General features: G+C 63.2%; 14 protein-coding genes. 3 read left to right on the top strand and 11 right to left on the bottom strand.

The genetic code is table 11. From position 1 onward, the window contains the following. Positions 1-365 (top strand): hemerythrin domain-containing protein (locus QZ709_RS00835; RefSeq protein WP_294635479.1); only part of this gene is annotated, 365 nt, incomplete at its 5' end. Between the two features lie 35 nt (positions 366-400). On the opposite strand, the gene QZ709_RS00830 is transcribed toward QZ709_RS00835, so the two are convergent. After that, on the bottom strand, positions 401-1180 hold the full coding sequence (locus QZ709_RS00830) for a TetR/AcrR family transcriptional regulator (RefSeq protein ID WP_199726994.1): 780 nt from the start codon (positions 1178-1180) through the stop codon (positions 401-403). 143 nt (positions 1181-1323) lie between these two features. Here QZ709_RS00830 and QZ709_RS00825 point away from each other — a divergent pair, with 143 nt between their 5' ends. Then, positions 1324-2955, top strand: a complete 1632-nt coding sequence (locus QZ709_RS00825; RefSeq protein WP_060987174.1) for an ATP-dependent acyl-CoA ligase — start codon at positions 1324-1326, stop codon at positions 2953-2955. Positions 2956-2972: 17 nt separating this feature from the next. On the opposite strand, the gene QZ709_RS00820 is transcribed toward QZ709_RS00825, so the two are convergent. Beyond that, the gene (locus QZ709_RS00820; RefSeq protein WP_060987175.1) at positions 2973-3773 is read right to left on the bottom strand and encodes an SDR family oxidoreductase; all 801 of its coding nucleotides are present in this window, start codon (positions 3771-3773) and stop codon (positions 2973-2975) included. Between the two features lie 122 nt (positions 3774-3895). Between QZ709_RS00820 and QZ709_RS00815 the strand changes: the two genes are divergently transcribed. Beyond that, positions 3896-4636, top strand: a complete 741-nt coding sequence (locus QZ709_RS00815) for a DUF2889 domain-containing protein (protein ID WP_121506350.1) — start codon at positions 3896-3898, stop codon at positions 4634-4636. Positions 4637-4650: 14 nt separating this feature from the next. Here the strand turns inward: QZ709_RS00815 and QZ709_RS00810 are convergent, their stop codons facing one another. The 9 genes from QZ709_RS00810 to QZ709_RS00770 form a co-directional block, all read right to left on the bottom strand. Beyond that, positions 4651-5187 (bottom strand): 3-phenylpropionate/cinnamic acid dioxygenase subunit beta, encoded by a 537-nt coding sequence (locus QZ709_RS00810; protein WP_121506349.1) that lies wholly within the window; start codon positions 5185-5187, stop codon positions 4651-4653. A 42-nt stretch (positions 5188-5229) separates the two neighbouring features. Further along, complete coding sequence (locus QZ709_RS00805; RefSeq protein WP_063460928.1) at positions 5230-6630, bottom strand: aromatic ring-hydroxylating dioxygenase subunit alpha; 1401 nt, start codon at positions 6628-6630, stop codon at positions 5230-5232. 184 nt (positions 6631-6814) lie between these two features. After that, positions 6815-7741 (bottom strand): zinc-binding dehydrogenase, encoded by a 927-nt coding sequence (locus QZ709_RS00800; RefSeq protein ID WP_060987179.1) that lies wholly within the window; start codon positions 7739-7741, stop codon positions 6815-6817. 48 nt (positions 7742-7789) lie between these two features. Then, positions 7790-9100, bottom strand: a complete 1311-nt coding sequence (locus QZ709_RS00795) for an amidohydrolase family protein (RefSeq protein ID WP_060987180.1) — start codon at positions 9098-9100, stop codon at positions 7790-7792. Positions 9101-9251: 151 nt separating this feature from the next. Then, positions 9252-10532: a cytochrome P450 gene (locus QZ709_RS00790; RefSeq protein ID WP_060987181.1), complete on the bottom strand. Its 1281-nt coding sequence runs from the start codon at positions 10530-10532 to the stop codon at positions 9252-9254. Positions 10533-10565: 33 nt separating this feature from the next. Then, positions 10566-11135 carry a 3-phenylpropionate/cinnamic acid dioxygenase subunit beta gene (locus tag QZ709_RS00785; RefSeq protein WP_060987199.1) on the bottom strand — a complete coding sequence of 190 codons (570 nt, stop codon included), beginning with the start codon at positions 11133-11135 and terminating at the stop codon, positions 10566-10568. Positions 11136-11172: 37 nt separating this feature from the next. Continuing rightward, entirely contained in the window at positions 11173-12573 is a 1401-nt protein-coding gene (locus tag QZ709_RS00780; RefSeq protein WP_060987182.1) for an aromatic ring-hydroxylating dioxygenase subunit alpha, read from the bottom strand. A gap of 159 nt (positions 12574-12732) precedes the next feature. Next, positions 12733-13626, bottom strand: a complete 894-nt coding sequence (locus QZ709_RS00775; RefSeq protein WP_121506348.1) for a DMT family transporter — start codon at positions 13624-13626, stop codon at positions 12733-12735. Beyond that, positions 13623-14642, bottom strand: a complete 1020-nt coding sequence (locus tag QZ709_RS00770; RefSeq protein ID WP_060987184.1) for an amidohydrolase family protein — start codon at positions 14640-14642, stop codon at positions 13623-13625. Before QZ709_RS00770 ends, QZ709_RS00775 begins: the two co-directional genes overlap by 4 nt. Between the last annotated feature and the right edge of the window lie 105 nt (positions 14643-14747).

Genomic DNA, 14747 nt, shown 5'->3' with positions numbered 1-14747 from the left:
TCTTCCGCCTGCTCCGGCAGCGCACGAGCGAACACAACGCAATACTGGACGAACTGGAACGGCAGCATGTGCTGGAAAACACCTTGATCGATGCCTTGTTCACCGCCCTCGCCCGTCACGGGCATGGAGATGCAGACGCCGCGGAAGCAGTCACCGCCGCCGTCCAGCGCCTGAGCGGCGCGGTCTGGGAGCACATGTCCCTGGAGGAGACCGTCATTTTCCCGGCTGCACGCCGGCATCTGACCAGCGCCGACTGGTCAGCTGTCTACAAAGCCTTTTCCGCGCACCACGCCCCCCTTTTCAGCCACTCCCCCGAGATGCCAATGAGGCAATTGTTCGCACGCATCGCTACCGCCCTGCAATAGGGTGACGGGTGCATGCCACTGCCGCAGGAGACAATTCACCGCCTGGCGCGGGGGGGCGCACCTGTGGCCAGGGCCTCCACCATTCGGCCAATGCGCCGGGGCAACGTCTTGCGATCAGCATCCCCCGGCACCAGTTGCTCGCTCAACACATAGCGGATCAGGAGTTCGCATACCAGTTCCCGATCCACCTTGACGCCAAAACGAGCCTCCCAGGCATCGAAAACAGAGCCGAGAACGTCCTGGAACCGGACCACCGAGTCGTGGAAGATGCGGCGAAAGAAACCAAGGGCGTATTCCGGTGCGGCGACCAGCAACCGGCGCGCGCGGCCATGCTCCAGGTAGTGGTCCAGGTAGCGAATCAACGCGTCGAAGCGCTCGTCGGGGTCCTGGTAGGGTTGGACGGCCTCTGCCAAGGTGACATGGAACTGCTCGCGTTTGTGACGGGCAAACGCATCCAGCAGTTCATCCTGAGACGCGAAATAGCGATAGAACGTGCCGCGGGAAATACCCGCCTCGCGGCAGACATCGAGTATCGAGATCCGCTCGGCGCCAGATTTCAGCACGATGTTCTCGGTGACCATCAGGATGTTCGCAATCGTTTGCTCGGAACGCCGGTTGCTGCGCCCACGGCGTACGCCAACCGGCCCTGTCTCTGCGGCCACCGGGCTCTTCTTCTCCACCATGGCGACAGCCGCCGCAGGTTTCTGCACAACAGGCGCCGCAACGCCACGATCCACCACCCTGCGACGGGGCTTGCCAACCGCTTTCGATGCGACTGCGGCTTGCTTGTTCGTACTCTTGAGGGTCATTTCCATGCTTTCTGAGGTTCAGTGAGAGATTCGGCGCTTGGCGATGCGGCCAAGGGTTTACCAGCACGCGCGGTGAAAAATCTAAATATAGAATTCTCATCTTTATCTAGAATTTTTTGCATCCTTGGGTGTGGCTTGGAGCGTTTTGCATGGCAGGAATCGGCAATCCCGACACGTGGTCCCTCGGTCAACAAGATACGGTCATTGCGGCGCTCGAACGCGCGGTAGCCAAACATTCCGACCGGGTGTTGCTCGACTTCTCGGGTGAACTCCATACCTACGGCGAAGTGGATCGCCAGTCGACCCGTTTGGCCCATGCGTTCGCGGCGCTGGGCGTGCAACCCGGCCAGACGGTCGTGACGATGCTCGACAACAACATCGATGCCGTGCTGTGCTGGTTCGCCATCAATAAGCTCTGCGCCGTCAGCGTACCCATCAATACCGCGCTCAAGGGTGAATTCCTGCGCCACCAGATTGCCGATGCCGGCGCGGCGCTCGTGGTCTGCGAGGCCGCGTATGCCGAACGCATCGCGGCGGTTTCGGACGGGTTGCCGGACGTGCAGCAGGTCCTGACCCGGGGCACGCCCGGCGACAGGCAGTGCGGCACCCTGCCCCTGGCCTCGCTCGACGAACACCGCGGCAGCGATGACAGCGCGTTCGAGCGCAAACCCCAGCCCTGGGAACTGGCCTGCCTCATCTACACCTCGGGCACGACCGGACCCTCCAAGGGCTGCATGATCAGCTACAACTACATGTGCAATCTGGCGCGTCTGCAACTGCGCGCTGGGCCGGCCAACGAAAACGACGTCACGATCACGCCCCTGCCGCTGTTCCACATGAACGCCATGTGCGTGGGCGTGCTGGCATCGATTCTGGTCGGCGCCCGCGTCGCTTTCGTTCCGCGTTTTTCGGTGTCGAACTTCTGGCCCGAAGTGGAGCGCAGCGGTGCCACCATCGCCTCCATCTTGGGCAGCATGGGGGCGATGCTGGCCAACGCGCCGGATACCGAGGCCGGGCGGCGCTGCAAGGGGCAAATCCATACAGTGCGGGGCAATCCGTTCACGGAGGAAGTCAAATCCATCTGGCGCGAACGCTTCGGCGCGAAACAGGTGGGCGGCAACGGCTATGGCCTCACCGAAGCGGCAGTGATCACTTCGCTGGCCGGTGGCGAATATGCCGCCCCCGGTTCGTCTGGAAAGCGCATTCCCGATTTCGACGTGCGCATCGTGGACGACCTTGACCGGGAAGTGCCGACCGGGACTTCTGGCGAAATCGTGGTGCGGCCGCTGCGCCCGGACATCATGTTCATGGGCTACTGGCGCAGGCCGGAAGACACGCTGAAGATCATGCGCAACCTCTGGCTGCACACCGGGGATATTGGCAAGTTCGACGAGCAAGGCTTTTTCTATTTCGTTGATCGCAAGAAAGACTACCTGCGCAGACGCGGCGAAAACATCTCCAGCTTCGAGATGGAGGCTGCCTTCGCCCGCCACCCGGCCCTGGCCGAAGTCGCCGTGCACGCCGTCCCGTCCGACAAGGGGGAAGACGACGTCAAGGTGACCGCCATGCTGCGCCCTGGCATGGCGCTGGCGCCCGAGGATCTTTTCCAGTGGGCCATCGACGCCGTCCCCTACTACGCCCTGCCGCGTTACATCGAATTCCGCGACAGCCTTCCCAAGAACCCCCAGGGGCGGGTTCTGAAGTATGAACTGCGCGACCAAGGTTGCACACCGGCCACCTGGGACCAGGAAACCAGCGGCATACAGGTCACCAAGCGCTGAAGCCTGTCTCCGGTGCATCAGTATTCGCGCACCGGCACATGGGCCGGGCGCGAGTTGTAGCCTGGCAAATGCAGCCCACCGTCCACGTGCATGGTGATTCCGGTCACGAACCGCGCCATCTCCGAGCCCAGAAAGACGGCCACTGGCCCGATATCCAGTTCCGGATCACCCGAGCGACCCATGGGCCGGGCGGCGGCCGAGCGCTCGGCGAAACCGGGGATTTCGGCGGCCAGCTTATGGAATGTCGCCCCCATGGCTGTCGGTGCAATGGCGTTGCAAGTGATGTTGAACCGGCCCCATTCGGCCGCTGCGCTGCGCGTCAGTCCGACGACACCGGATTTGCCCGTGTTGTAGTCGGCATGCTGCCAGGCTCCGATGTCCACGTCGATCGACGTGAAATTGATGATGCGCCCACCACCGCGCGCACGCATGTGCGGCAAGGCAGCGCGCATGGCCCACCAGGACGCCCAGACGGTAGATGTCAGGGTACGCTCCAGCATCGCATCCGTCTTGTCCTCCAGCAACACGTTCTCGGATGGGACGAAGGCATTGTTGATGAGAATGTCGAGCCCGCCAAAGCTATCCGCTGCGGCCTGAATGGCGGCTTCCACGCTGTCCTTGCGGAGCACGTCGGTGGGCACGAACAGGGCGCGCGCGCCCATCTGCTGGAGTTCGGCCTCGGCCTCGGCGCCGGTCACGGGATCGAGCTCGGCAATCAGTACCGCAGCGCCTTCTCGCGCATAGCAGCGTGCAATGCCGCGTCCGATACCACCGCCCGCTCCGGTGATCAGCGCCACCTTGTCTTTCAGCAAGCCCATTGAATCTCCTTATATTAGACAGAATTCTTTTTATCGTACACTTTAAGACACTTCGTGTCAGCCGGAAAAATCAGGCTTCGCGCGTTGCCAGCCGACGGCAGAGGCCCCGAAAGAAAGTTCCCATGCCTGTATTCCGACGCCGCATTCTGATCGCAACCGATCCCTTGGAAGCCGGCTTTCGCTGCCGGGCCGCGCTGGAGGATGACTTCCATCATTTCCGGGTCGAACTCGTCGTCCGGGATGGGCTCATCGCCTTCGTGCGTGGCGAAGCTCCTCGCCACCCTTACAGCCTGTGTCCTTCGGCGGCTGGCCAACTCCAACAGCTGGTCGGCACGCCCCCTGCGACAAGCGCCCACGGCGTGATGCGCCAAGTCGATCCCAGCGAGCAATGCACCCACATGCTGGAACTCAGCGGCCTGGCCGCGGCCGCCGCGTCCCGGGCCCTGCCGCGACGCCGCTATGACATCGAGGTGCCACTGAGAATCGAAGGACGCACATACGCGACCCTCGATCGCGACGGCATCCGGCTGCTGGCCTGGGATATCCAGGACCTGGACATCGTAGGGCCTCCCCCTTACGAAGGCATCGGGTTGCGCCAGGGCATGGCGCGCTGGGCGTTTGCCCACCTGACTGAAGACATGGCTGAAGCAGCACTGGTATTGCGGCGATGTGCCGTGATTTCCATGGGGAAGAATCGTCCCCTCGATGCACAGCGCCATGCCAGAACGACCGGAGCCTGCTATGCGCAGCAGCCTGGAAGAGCCCCTCTGGCTTTGCGCCAAGTGGGCTCGACCTGGAATTTCACGTGGCAGCCCGGCCAGCTATGCCGCGATGACCAGGAATGGCTCGCGTTCAAGGCTTGAAGGCAAGCGCGAGGTCAAAGGAAGATGGCCAGATTCGGCGTACCCAGCACGGCCTGGTCCAGCAGGATCTCGCGCTTGGCCAGCTTGAACCCCTCGCCATCCGACCGCAGGATGTCCCTGCGTTCCGCGCTGATCAGGTCGTATTCATCGAAGTTGAACCGGCTGCGCGTCACTAGCAGATAGCTGCGCACGCTGTATTCCTGGGGCTTGTCCGTCTCTTCGACCAGAACGTTGGTCACGAGTCGGCGCGTGCGCGATGGTGGATCTTCCGCCCAGGCGCTCTTGGTGCCGGTAAGGCGCACGATCCGCCCCATCACGGAGCGCCAATCGTCGTGGTAGTGCTGCATGGTGCGCACCACCGATGCCGCCTGCTGGTTGACCGGCCGTGTTTCCCTCAAGGGAGCGGAGTAGATCAGGTCTTGCGCGAGCAGGGCGCCCCATTCCTTGAGGCGGATTTCGTCAAGCAGGCGCGCCTCGACGTACAGAAATTGAAGGATCTGGTTGTAAACCGGCGATCCGATAGGCACCAGGGCGCCTTGGGCTTCACTCATGGGAGTCTCCGAGATTGGATGGTATCGAGTTGCAAGGAAGGATCAGACCGCGTCGCCCATGAGCTGGCGCCAGTACAACCACCAGTGCCACTGCGTGTCGTCCTTGGTGAAGCCTTCGTTGACGATGCCCGGGCCGGGCCAGCCTTTGGGCGCCCCGGTTTCATAGACAGCCTGGTACTTCAGGGTCATCTTCTTGCCCTGCGCGCCCTTGGCGGCCAGGGTCATGTGCGGCCAGGTGTCGGAGTCGTCCTGCTCCACCATGCCTGATGTGCCAAACAGCTGGATGGTCTGCCTGAGCATCTTGTCGCGCAACTCCTGCGGGGCGTCCTTTTCCGCAAAGATCCAGTTCACGAACTCCAGCTTGTCGGGCCCCTTCGGGACGTAGGCATGCATGGTCATCGAGCCGACCACCGAGCCATCGGCCTGTGGGATGTAGACGAAGCCAAACAGCACGTTCGGGAAGATGCCGCCGACCTGCGGCGGCATGCTGGTCTGCACATGCAGCTGTTCGGGCGTGAGGTTGCGCTTGAGCTGCTCGACCATCTCCTTCGTCATGCCGGCTGGCGGGAGCGCATTGAGCTTTTCGTCCACGCTCAGCACGTCGGGATCGAGCCCGGTCATGCGGCGAATCTTCCGCCCCAGGTCGATGCATCGCAACGCGTGCCCGTGCGGCGAACTGACTTCCACCCCGTACATCTCTGGGCTCAGGTCGCCACCGCTGCCCTCCCCTTCGCCCTTCTTGGAATAGTTGCCGACCTCGCCAAGCCAGCGGTGCAGGGTCAGCGTGTGGTAGCCGTCGGCGGCAGACTGCTCCCCTGCTGCCTTCCAGTTGGCACGCACCGTGAAGCGCTGCGGCGGCCCCAGCACTTCCATGCCTTTGTCGGTGCGCTTGAAAAGGATGTCGTAGTACCACTTGGCGTCGCCAAGGAATTCCTCGAACGAGGGGCCATCGATGTTCCAGGTTGCAAAGATCAGCCCGCCATACAAGGTGACCCGGGCCTTCTTCAACCCCAGTTCCTCCTTGCTCATCATCTTGCCGTGCATCGTCTCCTTCTCGACCGGCGCGCCGAGAAAGGCTCCGTTCGGACGGAAAGCCCAGCCATGGTAGATGCAGGTGTGGATCTGCGTGTTGCCCGCATCCAGGGTCGAAACCCGCATGCCCCGGTGCGTGCACAGGTTGAGAAGCACGTGAACCTCGCCCGACTTATCGCGCGTGACCAGCACCGAGTCGGAACCCATGTCGCGAGTGACGAAGTCCCCCGAGTTGGGAATCTCGGACTCATGGCCGAGGAAAACCCAGATCTTGCCGAAGATCCGCTCCATCTCCAGCTCGTAGAGCTCGGGGTCCGAGAGCGCGCGCATCTGCACCTCCCGTGTGTTCACATTGACCAGATCAACGACCTTGGTTCCATCGGAAAGCGTGGGGGGGGTGGGGCTTAGCATGCGCGTCTCCTTCATCTGTTTGGGCAGCTGTGGGGACGAAATATAAACAACCTAGCAAAGTCTGTACATATAAAGCCCGTTCCAGTGGCCCAAATGCGGCCAAAAACCAGGGTTAACACTAGGTTCGCGCATACCCTCCCAGCCTGGCATCCGCGCCATCCTTCTGGTTCGTGCCGAATTCCGATCAGGCCTTGAGAGAAGCGGTGATCTTGGCATGTGGCCCCGCCACCTGGCTTGCCCAGGCGTCCGGCATCTGGTCGAAGCGATACCCGACATGGTCAAAGGTGATGCGATGCTCGTGCGCCATCCGCAGGAGCCGGCGCCAGGTGGCCTCGCGATCGCTGGCCGAGCGCTGCCCCGTACCCACGCAACTGAGCGTGCGGAACAGCAGGTCGGCGATATCGAGCTTCACTTCGCGCCCGCCCCCCGTGCCGACGGTGAGGATGCGCGCGCCCCAGCGCGTGGCCTTCAGCGCCGCGAGCATGGGCGCACCGCATACGCCGTCGAGAACCACGTCGAACCCCTCGCCCGCCACGGCCTTCAGGGCCACGGCATCGTCGGTGCCGCCCAGGGCCACCACCGCGTCGGCCAGGCCCCGCGCGCGCAAGCGCTCCAGGGCGGCCGCATCGCGGGCCGCCCCCACCACACGGCCAGCGCCCAGAATGCGCGCGAGCTGCAGGGCGAGCTGCCCGAGCGTTCCCGTGGCCCCCAAGATCAGCACGGTTTCGCCAGGCTGGATGCGGGCCTGTTCCAGCGGCAGCAGTGCGCCGGTGCCCGCGATGCCCATGGTGATGGCCAGCGCATCGTCGACATCGTCGGGAACGTCCCACACCTCTTCGGTAGGTACCAAGGTGCGTTCGGCCCAGGCCCCGAAGGGCGCCACCGAGCGCTCGCCGAAATAGACCCGGCGCCCGTCCGGGGCGTGGCCTACCCCCTCGCCCCGAATCACGCACGGGAATTGCACGCCCAGGCGGTAGGCCCCCAGAACATCCCAGCCTCCCAGCCCCGCGGTATCGACCTTGATCAAGGTCGCGCCCTCGCGAGCCTGTGGTTCGGGAAAGTCCTGCAGAACCGGCGGCAGTCCGCGCTCGGCAATCACGGCCGCCCGCATCTTGCAGCCCCCAGATCGTAGAGATGGCTCATCTGATGCTCCCAAAGGCTACAGCGCGGTCTCTGCGTCCGCATCAGCGAACATCTTGTTGATGTCGCCCGAGGTCACCGGCTTGCCCGTCTGCCGCACCGGCTTGGCCCCCCCCATGCCCAGCATCGGTTCGACACTCACGTGCTTGGCCTGCGCCCGCAGCGCTCCCACGGTGCAGTTCTCGCGTCCCAGGATGGAGAACGGGTCGTAGGAGAACTCGCGCATGGCGTTGAGGTGGCCGATCTTGTCGATCTGCGCGTCCGTCAGGTGCCGGGTCTGCGCATGGAAGATCTCCGGCGAACCCGGCCAGGTGCAGTCGGAGTGCGGGTAGTCGCACTCCCAGGTCACCTTGTCTTCGCCGATGTCGGCCAGATTGCGCAAGCCGAACTCGTCTTCGATGAAGCAGGTGATGATGTGCTGCCTGAAGACGTCGCTGGGCTTGCCGCCGCCGAAGTCCGTCATGGTCCACTCGTGATGGTGCCGGTAGGTGAAGTCGGCACGCTCCAGCAGGTATGGAATCCATCCGATGCTGCCCTCGGAGAGGGCCATGCGCAGATTGGGGTACTTCTTCCACATGGGGGCCCATATCCAGTCGGCGGCCGAGTTGGCGATCGAGATCGGCATCGAGGTGATCCAGGCATCGATCGGCGTGAGGTCCGAGGCATGCTCGGCCTTGACGCCGGTGCCGATGTGGCAGCAGATCACCACGTCATTGTCCGCGCAAGCCTTCCACACCGGATCCCAATGGTCGGAGTGGATCGAGGGGAACCCATGCAGCGCGGGGTTGTCCGAGAGGGAGATCGCGTGAACCCCCAGCTTGGCCATGCGGCGGATCTCCTGGGCAGCCAGTTCACCATCCCACCATGGAATCAGGCTCAGCGGAATGAACCGCCCCGGCGCTGCATTGCACCAGTCGTGCAGGTGCCAGTCGTTGTAGGCCTGGATGGCGGCGAACGAAACCTCCCGCGCATCCCTGTACTGCTGGAAGCGCTGCCCCGCGAAACCGGGAAAGGTCGGGAAGCAGATGGAGCCCAGCACACCATTGGCGTTCATATCGTCCACCCGGGCCTTGATGTCCCACGTCCCGCGGCGCATGTGCTCGTAGCCCAAAGGCTCCATGCCGTATTCGTCCTTGGGGCGCCCCACCACGGAGTTCAGGCCCATGTAGCCTGTCGCGCGGTCTTCGAAGACCCAGACGTCACGGCCCCTGCTTTGAACCACCTTGGGCTGGCGGCCCTTGAATTTGGCTGGCATGTGGCGATCAAAAGCCCCGCGCGGCTCAATCGCGTGGTCGTCAACGCTGACAAGAATGAGGTCGTCGAGTTTCATGATGGACTCCAGATAAAGGAATATGCAAACAAAAGATGGGACCCCGATCGCGAATGGGACGATCGGGAATGCGCCGCGCCGGCCGCGCCGCACATCGCGGCGGGCACGTCCGGCGGGGCACACCGTGCGGCTGATTTGACGGCCTGGGGCTTCAGTCCCAGATCACGGGCACGGAGGACGCGCCGCGCAGCATGCTGCCGGCGATCACGGGCGCGGGGCGGTCCGGATCGAGCCGGATGTTGGGGAACAGGTCGAGCACCGCGTTGATGGCGATGGAAAGCTCCATCTTCGCCAGGTACTGGCCAATGCACATGTGCGGGCCGAAGCCGAAGGTGAAGGACGGCTTCTGGCGGCGGTCGATGTCGAAGGTGTCGCTGTTGTCGAAGATCTCTTCGTCGCGGTTGGCGGAGGCGACCACGCACTGCACCATCGCATCCCTGGGGATCTGCACGCCCCGGATCTCGACATCGCGAACGGCCTGACGCACCTTGACGGTGGACACGGGCTCGAAGCGCACCCCCTCGTCGATCAGCTTGGACACCAGGCTGCGATCGTTGCGGACCCGTTCGACCAGGGCTGGACGCTGCAGCAGCAGCGTCATGATTGAGCTGAAGGTCCGGGTGGTGGTTTCGCCGCCGGCGGCCACCATCGAACGCGCGAAGGTCGTGATTTCGTGGTCGTCGAGCTTGCGCCCCTCGAATTCGGCGCGCAGCAGGCGGCACACCAGGTCGTCTCCGGGAGCTCCTTCGGCGCGGCGGCGCTTGACCAGCGCCATCACGGTCTCATACAAGGTGTTGGTGGCCTTCATCGCGCGCTCGCGGGACGCGGCCTCTTCGGCCGGGTCGATCTTCGGGCCAGCCAGCACGGTCAGGCCCATCGCCGCGTACTCGTAGAAGTTGCCCAGTTCCTCGTCGGGAAAGCCGATCAATCCGTAGATGACGCGGATCGGGAAGTACAGGCCGAAGTCCAGCAGGTCGGCGCGCTTGTCGGGCACCAGGGGCAGGATGAACTCGTCGCGGATCTGGTGCTCGATCGCGGCGCGCCAGGGCAGCACGGCATCGGGTGCAAACACCGGCTGCAGCAGCCCGCGGGCCTTGCGGTGCGCCTCGCCATCCATGGCCGTGATGACCAGTCCGTCGGCACTGAAAAAGCTGCCGAAGCCCTTGGCCATGAAGCGGCTGTTGAAGGTGGCGGAGTCCTGCAGCACGTTCTTGACGTCGTTGTACTTGAACAGGGTGAAGGTCGGGTGGCCGTGGTTGGCACCGGCATGCGTGGGCACGCCGATGCTGTTCATGAAGTCGCCGGTCGCGACCGGCGACGTCGCGCGCCTGTCGCGGCACACCGCGTACAGGTCGATGTCGGTCCCTCGGTAGTTGGCCGAAAGTGCAGCGAAAGCCTCTTCGAGCTTCTCGGAACGATAGGTGGTTTTCATTTTTTCCTCAAAGGTGGAACGCGACACCGCAGGTCACAGAAAAATGCCGAGGTTGGGCGTGCCGAGCACGGATTGGTCAATCAGGACCTCGCGCCGCGCCAGTTGCAAGGCGCCGCCTTCCTTGCGCAACACGTCATGGCGGTCGCAGGGGATCAGGTCAAAATAGTCAAAATCGAATCGGTTCCGGGTGAGAAGCATGTAGCTCTGCACCTTGAATTCATTCGGCTTGTCGGTCTTGTAGACGCGCACGTTGCTGACCATCCGGCGCGTGCGCGAGGGAGGGTCTTCGCACCAGGCGCTGCGGGTTTCCGTGATACGGCGCACGCGCAGCATCAACGAGGCGTAGTTGTCGTGCATGTGCTGAACGGTTCGAATGGTCGTGCCATCCTGCATGCGCACGGGGCGTGTCAAGCGCTGCGGGACGTTGTATTCGATGTCCTGCGCCAGCAGCGCGCGCCATTCGTCAAAGCGCAGCTCATCGAGCATCTCCGCCTCGTCAATGAGGAATTCGACGCATTCGTTGTAAAGGGGACTGCCGACAGGCATGCGGTTGCCGCGCACGGTGGATGGCAGAGGCGTGGGTTCGAGCAGGTTGGCAAACATGGTGATCTCCTGGTGGTGAAGGGTTGGCATCGGCGGCTCAAGACTCGCGAGTCATCAGCTCGTGCCAGTACTGCCAGAAGCTCCAGTTGGTGTCGTCCTTGGTGAAGCCGCTGCCAACATGACCGGGACCCGGCCAGCCGTCAGGCTTGCCGGTCTCATACTTGGCTTGGTATTTGAGCGTGATGTTCTTGCTCATCGCCCCTTTGGAGACGATGGTCTGGTGCGGCCAGGTGTCCGAGTCGTCCTGCTCCACCATGCCGGAAGTGCCCAGGAACTGGCAGGAAATGCGCAGCATCGCGGCCTTCTGCTCGGGCGGCGTATCCTTTTCTGCCAGGATCCAGTTCATGAACATGAACTTATCCGGCCCCATGGGCACATAGGTGTGCAGGGCCATCGCGCCCGTCACCTTGCCATCGGCCGTCGGCAGGTAGATGAACTCGAACAGTCCGTTGGGAAAGAAGTTGCCCACTTGCGGCGGGTTGGAGCTCATGATCTCGATCTGCTCAGGCGAGAGGCGGCTCACCACATCGGGGATCATCTCGGCCGTCAAGCCCGGGGGGGGCAGGACAGTGAGCTTTTCCTGGGGCGAAAGCTCGGCTGGATCCCTGCCCGTGATCCGGTGAACCTTGCGGCCCAGATCGATACAACGCATGGTGTGGCCATGGTCAGTCCAGACTTCAACGCCATACATTTCCGGTGTCAGGTCCGCCCCACCCCCTTCGGCATTGGGCTTCTTCGCATAGGGGCCGATCTCACCCAGCCAGCGGTGCAGGGTCAGCGTGTGATAGCCATCGCATGCCCCCTGCTCGGCAGCTGTCTTCCAATTGGCCTTGATGATGAAGCGCTGCGGCGGCCCCAAAACCTCCATGCCACTGGTGGTACGGCACCACATGGTGTCGTAGTAAAACTTTGCGTCTCCCAGGAACTCGTCGAAGGAAGGGCCGTCAAGGTTCCAGGTGGCGAAAATCATGCCGCCGTAGACCGCCACGCGGGCCTTGGTGAGCGAGAGTTGCTCTTTGCTCATCATCTTCCCGTGCATGCACTCCTTGTCGACGGGGGCGCCGATGAAGTCCCCATTGGGCTTGAAGGCCCAGCCGTGGTAGATGCACATGTGGGCCTGGGTGTTGCCCACGTCCAGCGTGGAGACCTTCATGCCCCGGTGGGTGCAGACGTTGAGCACCACGTGCACCTGGCCCTCGCGGTCACGCGTGACGAGGACCGAATCCGAACCCATATCCCGCTGGACGAAATCTCCCGAGTTGGGTATTTCCGTTTCATGGGCCAGGAAGACCCAGGTCTTGGCGAAGATCTTTTCCATCTCGAGCTGGTACAGCTCGGCATCGGACAAGACCCGCATCTTCACTTCACGGGTGTCCAGATTGATGAGGTCCGAGATTCTGGTTCCGTCGGACAACACCGGATTGCTACGCGTCAACATTTCATCGTCTCCTTGGGACCGGCACGATTGCCGGCATGGAGACAATTTAGGACAGTTTTTCTATTTGTGTTCAACTTCTAGAGGTTTACCCGAAGCCGAAACGCCTGCCCTGTTGATCTATCGCAAATTACCAGGGGGGACTGGCCATGAAAGGCGCCTTCAAGAAGTCTCCGTTCCCGCCGGATGCAAGGCAACGCCAATCGCCAGCATGATCAAGAGCACCGCGGCCCCGTCTTGCCAATGCAGCGCCTCGTTCAGCCACAGCGCGCCCGACAGCAGCCCGAGCACGGGGATCAGGGAAATGCTGACACTCGCTGCGACTGGCGGCAAGGCGCGGGCCAGGGCGAACCACGCCACGTGGCAAAACCCAAAAATCAACAGTGCGTTGTAGGCGATCGCTGCCCAGACCCCTGGCGAGGGCTGGTTCGCGGGCAGGCCATCGGTGATCCCCACATACAGCAGAACCGCGACTGCCGTGATCGCCGTCATCCAGAACCCGATCGCGAGCACAGGCACATCCATGGCGCTACGCCGCAGTTGCTGGGTTCCCAGGGCCCACACCGCGGTTCCGGCCAGCAGGGTGAGCCCGGCCAAGGGAACCCCGCTGAGGCGCGAGAACTCATGCCACAGCAGCAACACCACGCCTGCAGTCGCGCTCCCCACGCCCACCCATTGCGGCCGGGACAGGCGCTGGCGATACAGCAACATGCCCCAGAGCGCCGAAAACACGGGCATGGTGTAGCCGATGATCGCCGCCCGCCCGGAACTCAGGCCCGGCAGGGCCCACATCAGGCACAGGTGCCAGGCCACCATGTTGGTGGTTGCCAGCAGCAGCAACTCGCCCCAGTACCGTCGTGGCACCTGCAGGGGAACCCGCAGCAGCTTCAGCCCCACCCACAGGCACGGCAGGCCCAGTACCATGGACCAGGCCCGGAATGCCATCGCGGGATAGGCGCTGACGGCTGATTTCATGATGGGCCAGTTCACCCCCCAGAACAGGGTGACGAACACGAGCAGCCAGACCTGGCGTCGGCTCAGGACAAAACCCGTCATGCCGCGACGGAGGTATCGAGTTTCAGCAGGCGGCGCGCATTCCCGCTGCGGATCTTGGCCACATCGGCGTCAGAAAGGCCCAGTCCGGCGGTCAGGTCGCCATTGTCGTAGGCGCCCCCGAAGTTGGTGCCATAGAGAACCTGGTCGGCGCCCACCACCTCCACCACGGCGCGGCGCAGCGCCGGATGGTGCACGTCCAGGTCGAACCAGAAGTTGGACAGGTAGTCCATGAACGGGCGCTTGTTGCGTGCGTCGGGCGCCATCGACTTGTTCAGCTCGGCCAGGCGCCCGAGCTGGAACACCGCCATGCCACCGGCGTGGTTGATGTAGGTTTTCAGTGTGGGGAACACGTCCAGCGCGCCGCCGCAGATCAGGTACCAGAAGAACAGGGTTTCATCGACGCAATCGCCCACGATCGAGGTGGTCTCGAAACGGTCTTCCGCATGCTTGTCGCCCCACCATACGGACTGGTTGTAACCATGCACCATCAGCGGCACATCCAGCCGCGTGACAGCCTCCCAAACGGGGAACAATTCCTCGCTATAGGCCTGCAGGCCCTTGAAATTGGCGCCCCCCACGCAGACCCCCTTGGCCCCGAGTTGCGTGACGGCGCGCTCGATCTCGCGTGCAGCCGCGACCGGATCGGCCAGGTTGGCGTGTGCCCAGAAAGCAAAGTGCGCCGGGTCCTGGGCGCAGTAGGCGGACATCTCGTCATTGCAGATGCGCGCGTATTCGCTTCCGAAGTCGTCCGCCCAGTACATGAATGCATGCGAGGGCGTGGACACCACTATCTGGTCCACGCCGCGCTGGGCCATCAGTTCGCGGCGCGCGGCATGCGTCATCTTTGCCAGCAGGTTCGCCTCCGCCTGCTGGTCCGAGGTGGCCTTCGATTTTTGCTTGGTTCCCAGCGCGAAGTGCCCGACGGTGAACCCCTGCATCTTCATGAAAGGCCCCCAGAAATCGTGGCGGTTGAGCATTCCAGGAGTCAGCAGGTGGGCGTGGGCGTCGATCAGCATAGGTCGTCAGGGTGATGGGACGGGGAATGGCCCCCGGGACAGCCGCCCGGACTTGACATCAGCCGAGCCAGCACAGTCTAATGTTTGAACACTTATTGTCAATGT

It is taken from the genome of uncultured Aquabacterium sp. (assembly GCF_913773725.1).
Taxonomy (GTDB): Bacteria; Pseudomonadota; Gammaproteobacteria; order Burkholderiales; family Burkholderiaceae_C; genus Aquabacterium.
The sequence above is the reverse complement of the archived record's forward strand: the minus strand, read 5'-3'. Positions and strand labels throughout refer to the sequence as shown.

Excerpts from the sequence above, each read along its gene's own strand:
- QZ709_RS00830 (WP_199726994.1), bottom strand. The coding sequence starts at position 1,180 with ATGGAAATGACCCTCAAGAGTACGAACAAGCAAGCCGCAGTCGCATCG.
- QZ709_RS00825 (WP_060987174.1), top strand. The coding sequence starts at position 1,324 with ATGGCAGGAATCGGCAATCCCGACACGTGGTCCCTCGGTCAACAAGAT.
- QZ709_RS00820 (WP_060987175.1), bottom strand. The coding sequence starts at position 3,773 with ATGGGCTTGCTGAAAGACAAGGTGGCGCTGATCACCGGAGCGGGCGGT.
- QZ709_RS00815 (WP_121506350.1), top strand. The coding sequence starts at position 3,896 with ATGCCTGTATTCCGACGCCGCATTCTGATCGCAACCGATCCCTTGGAA.
- QZ709_RS00810 (WP_121506349.1), bottom strand. The coding sequence starts at position 5,187 with ATGAGTGAAGCCCAAGGCGCCCTGGTGCCTATCGGATCGCCGGTTTAC.
- QZ709_RS00805 (WP_063460928.1), bottom strand. The coding sequence starts at position 6,630 with ATGCTAAGCCCCACCCCCCCCACGCTTTCCGATGGAACCAAGGTCGTT.
- QZ709_RS00800 (WP_060987179.1), bottom strand. The coding sequence starts at position 7,741 with ATGCGGGCGGCCGTGATTGCCGAGCGCGGACTGCCGCCGGTTCTGCAG.
- QZ709_RS00795 (WP_060987180.1), bottom strand. The coding sequence starts at position 9,100 with ATGAAACTCGACGACCTCATTCTTGTCAGCGTTGACGACCACGCGATT.
- QZ709_RS00790 (WP_060987181.1), bottom strand. The coding sequence starts at position 10,532 with ATGAAAACCACCTATCGTTCCGAGAAGCTCGAAGAGGCTTTCGCTGCA.
- QZ709_RS00785 (WP_060987199.1), bottom strand. The coding sequence starts at position 11,135 with ATGTTTGCCAACCTGCTCGAACCCACGCCTCTGCCATCCACCGTGCGC.
- QZ709_RS00780 (WP_060987182.1), bottom strand. The coding sequence starts at position 12,573 with ATGTTGACGCGTAGCAATCCGGTGTTGTCCGACGGAACCAGAATCTCG.
- QZ709_RS00775 (WP_121506348.1), bottom strand. The coding sequence starts at position 13,626 with ATGACGGGTTTTGTCCTGAGCCGACGCCAGGTCTGGCTGCTCGTGTTC.
- QZ709_RS00770 (WP_060987184.1), bottom strand. The coding sequence starts at position 14,642 with ATGCTGATCGACGCCCACGCCCACCTGCTGACTCCTGGAATGCTCAAC.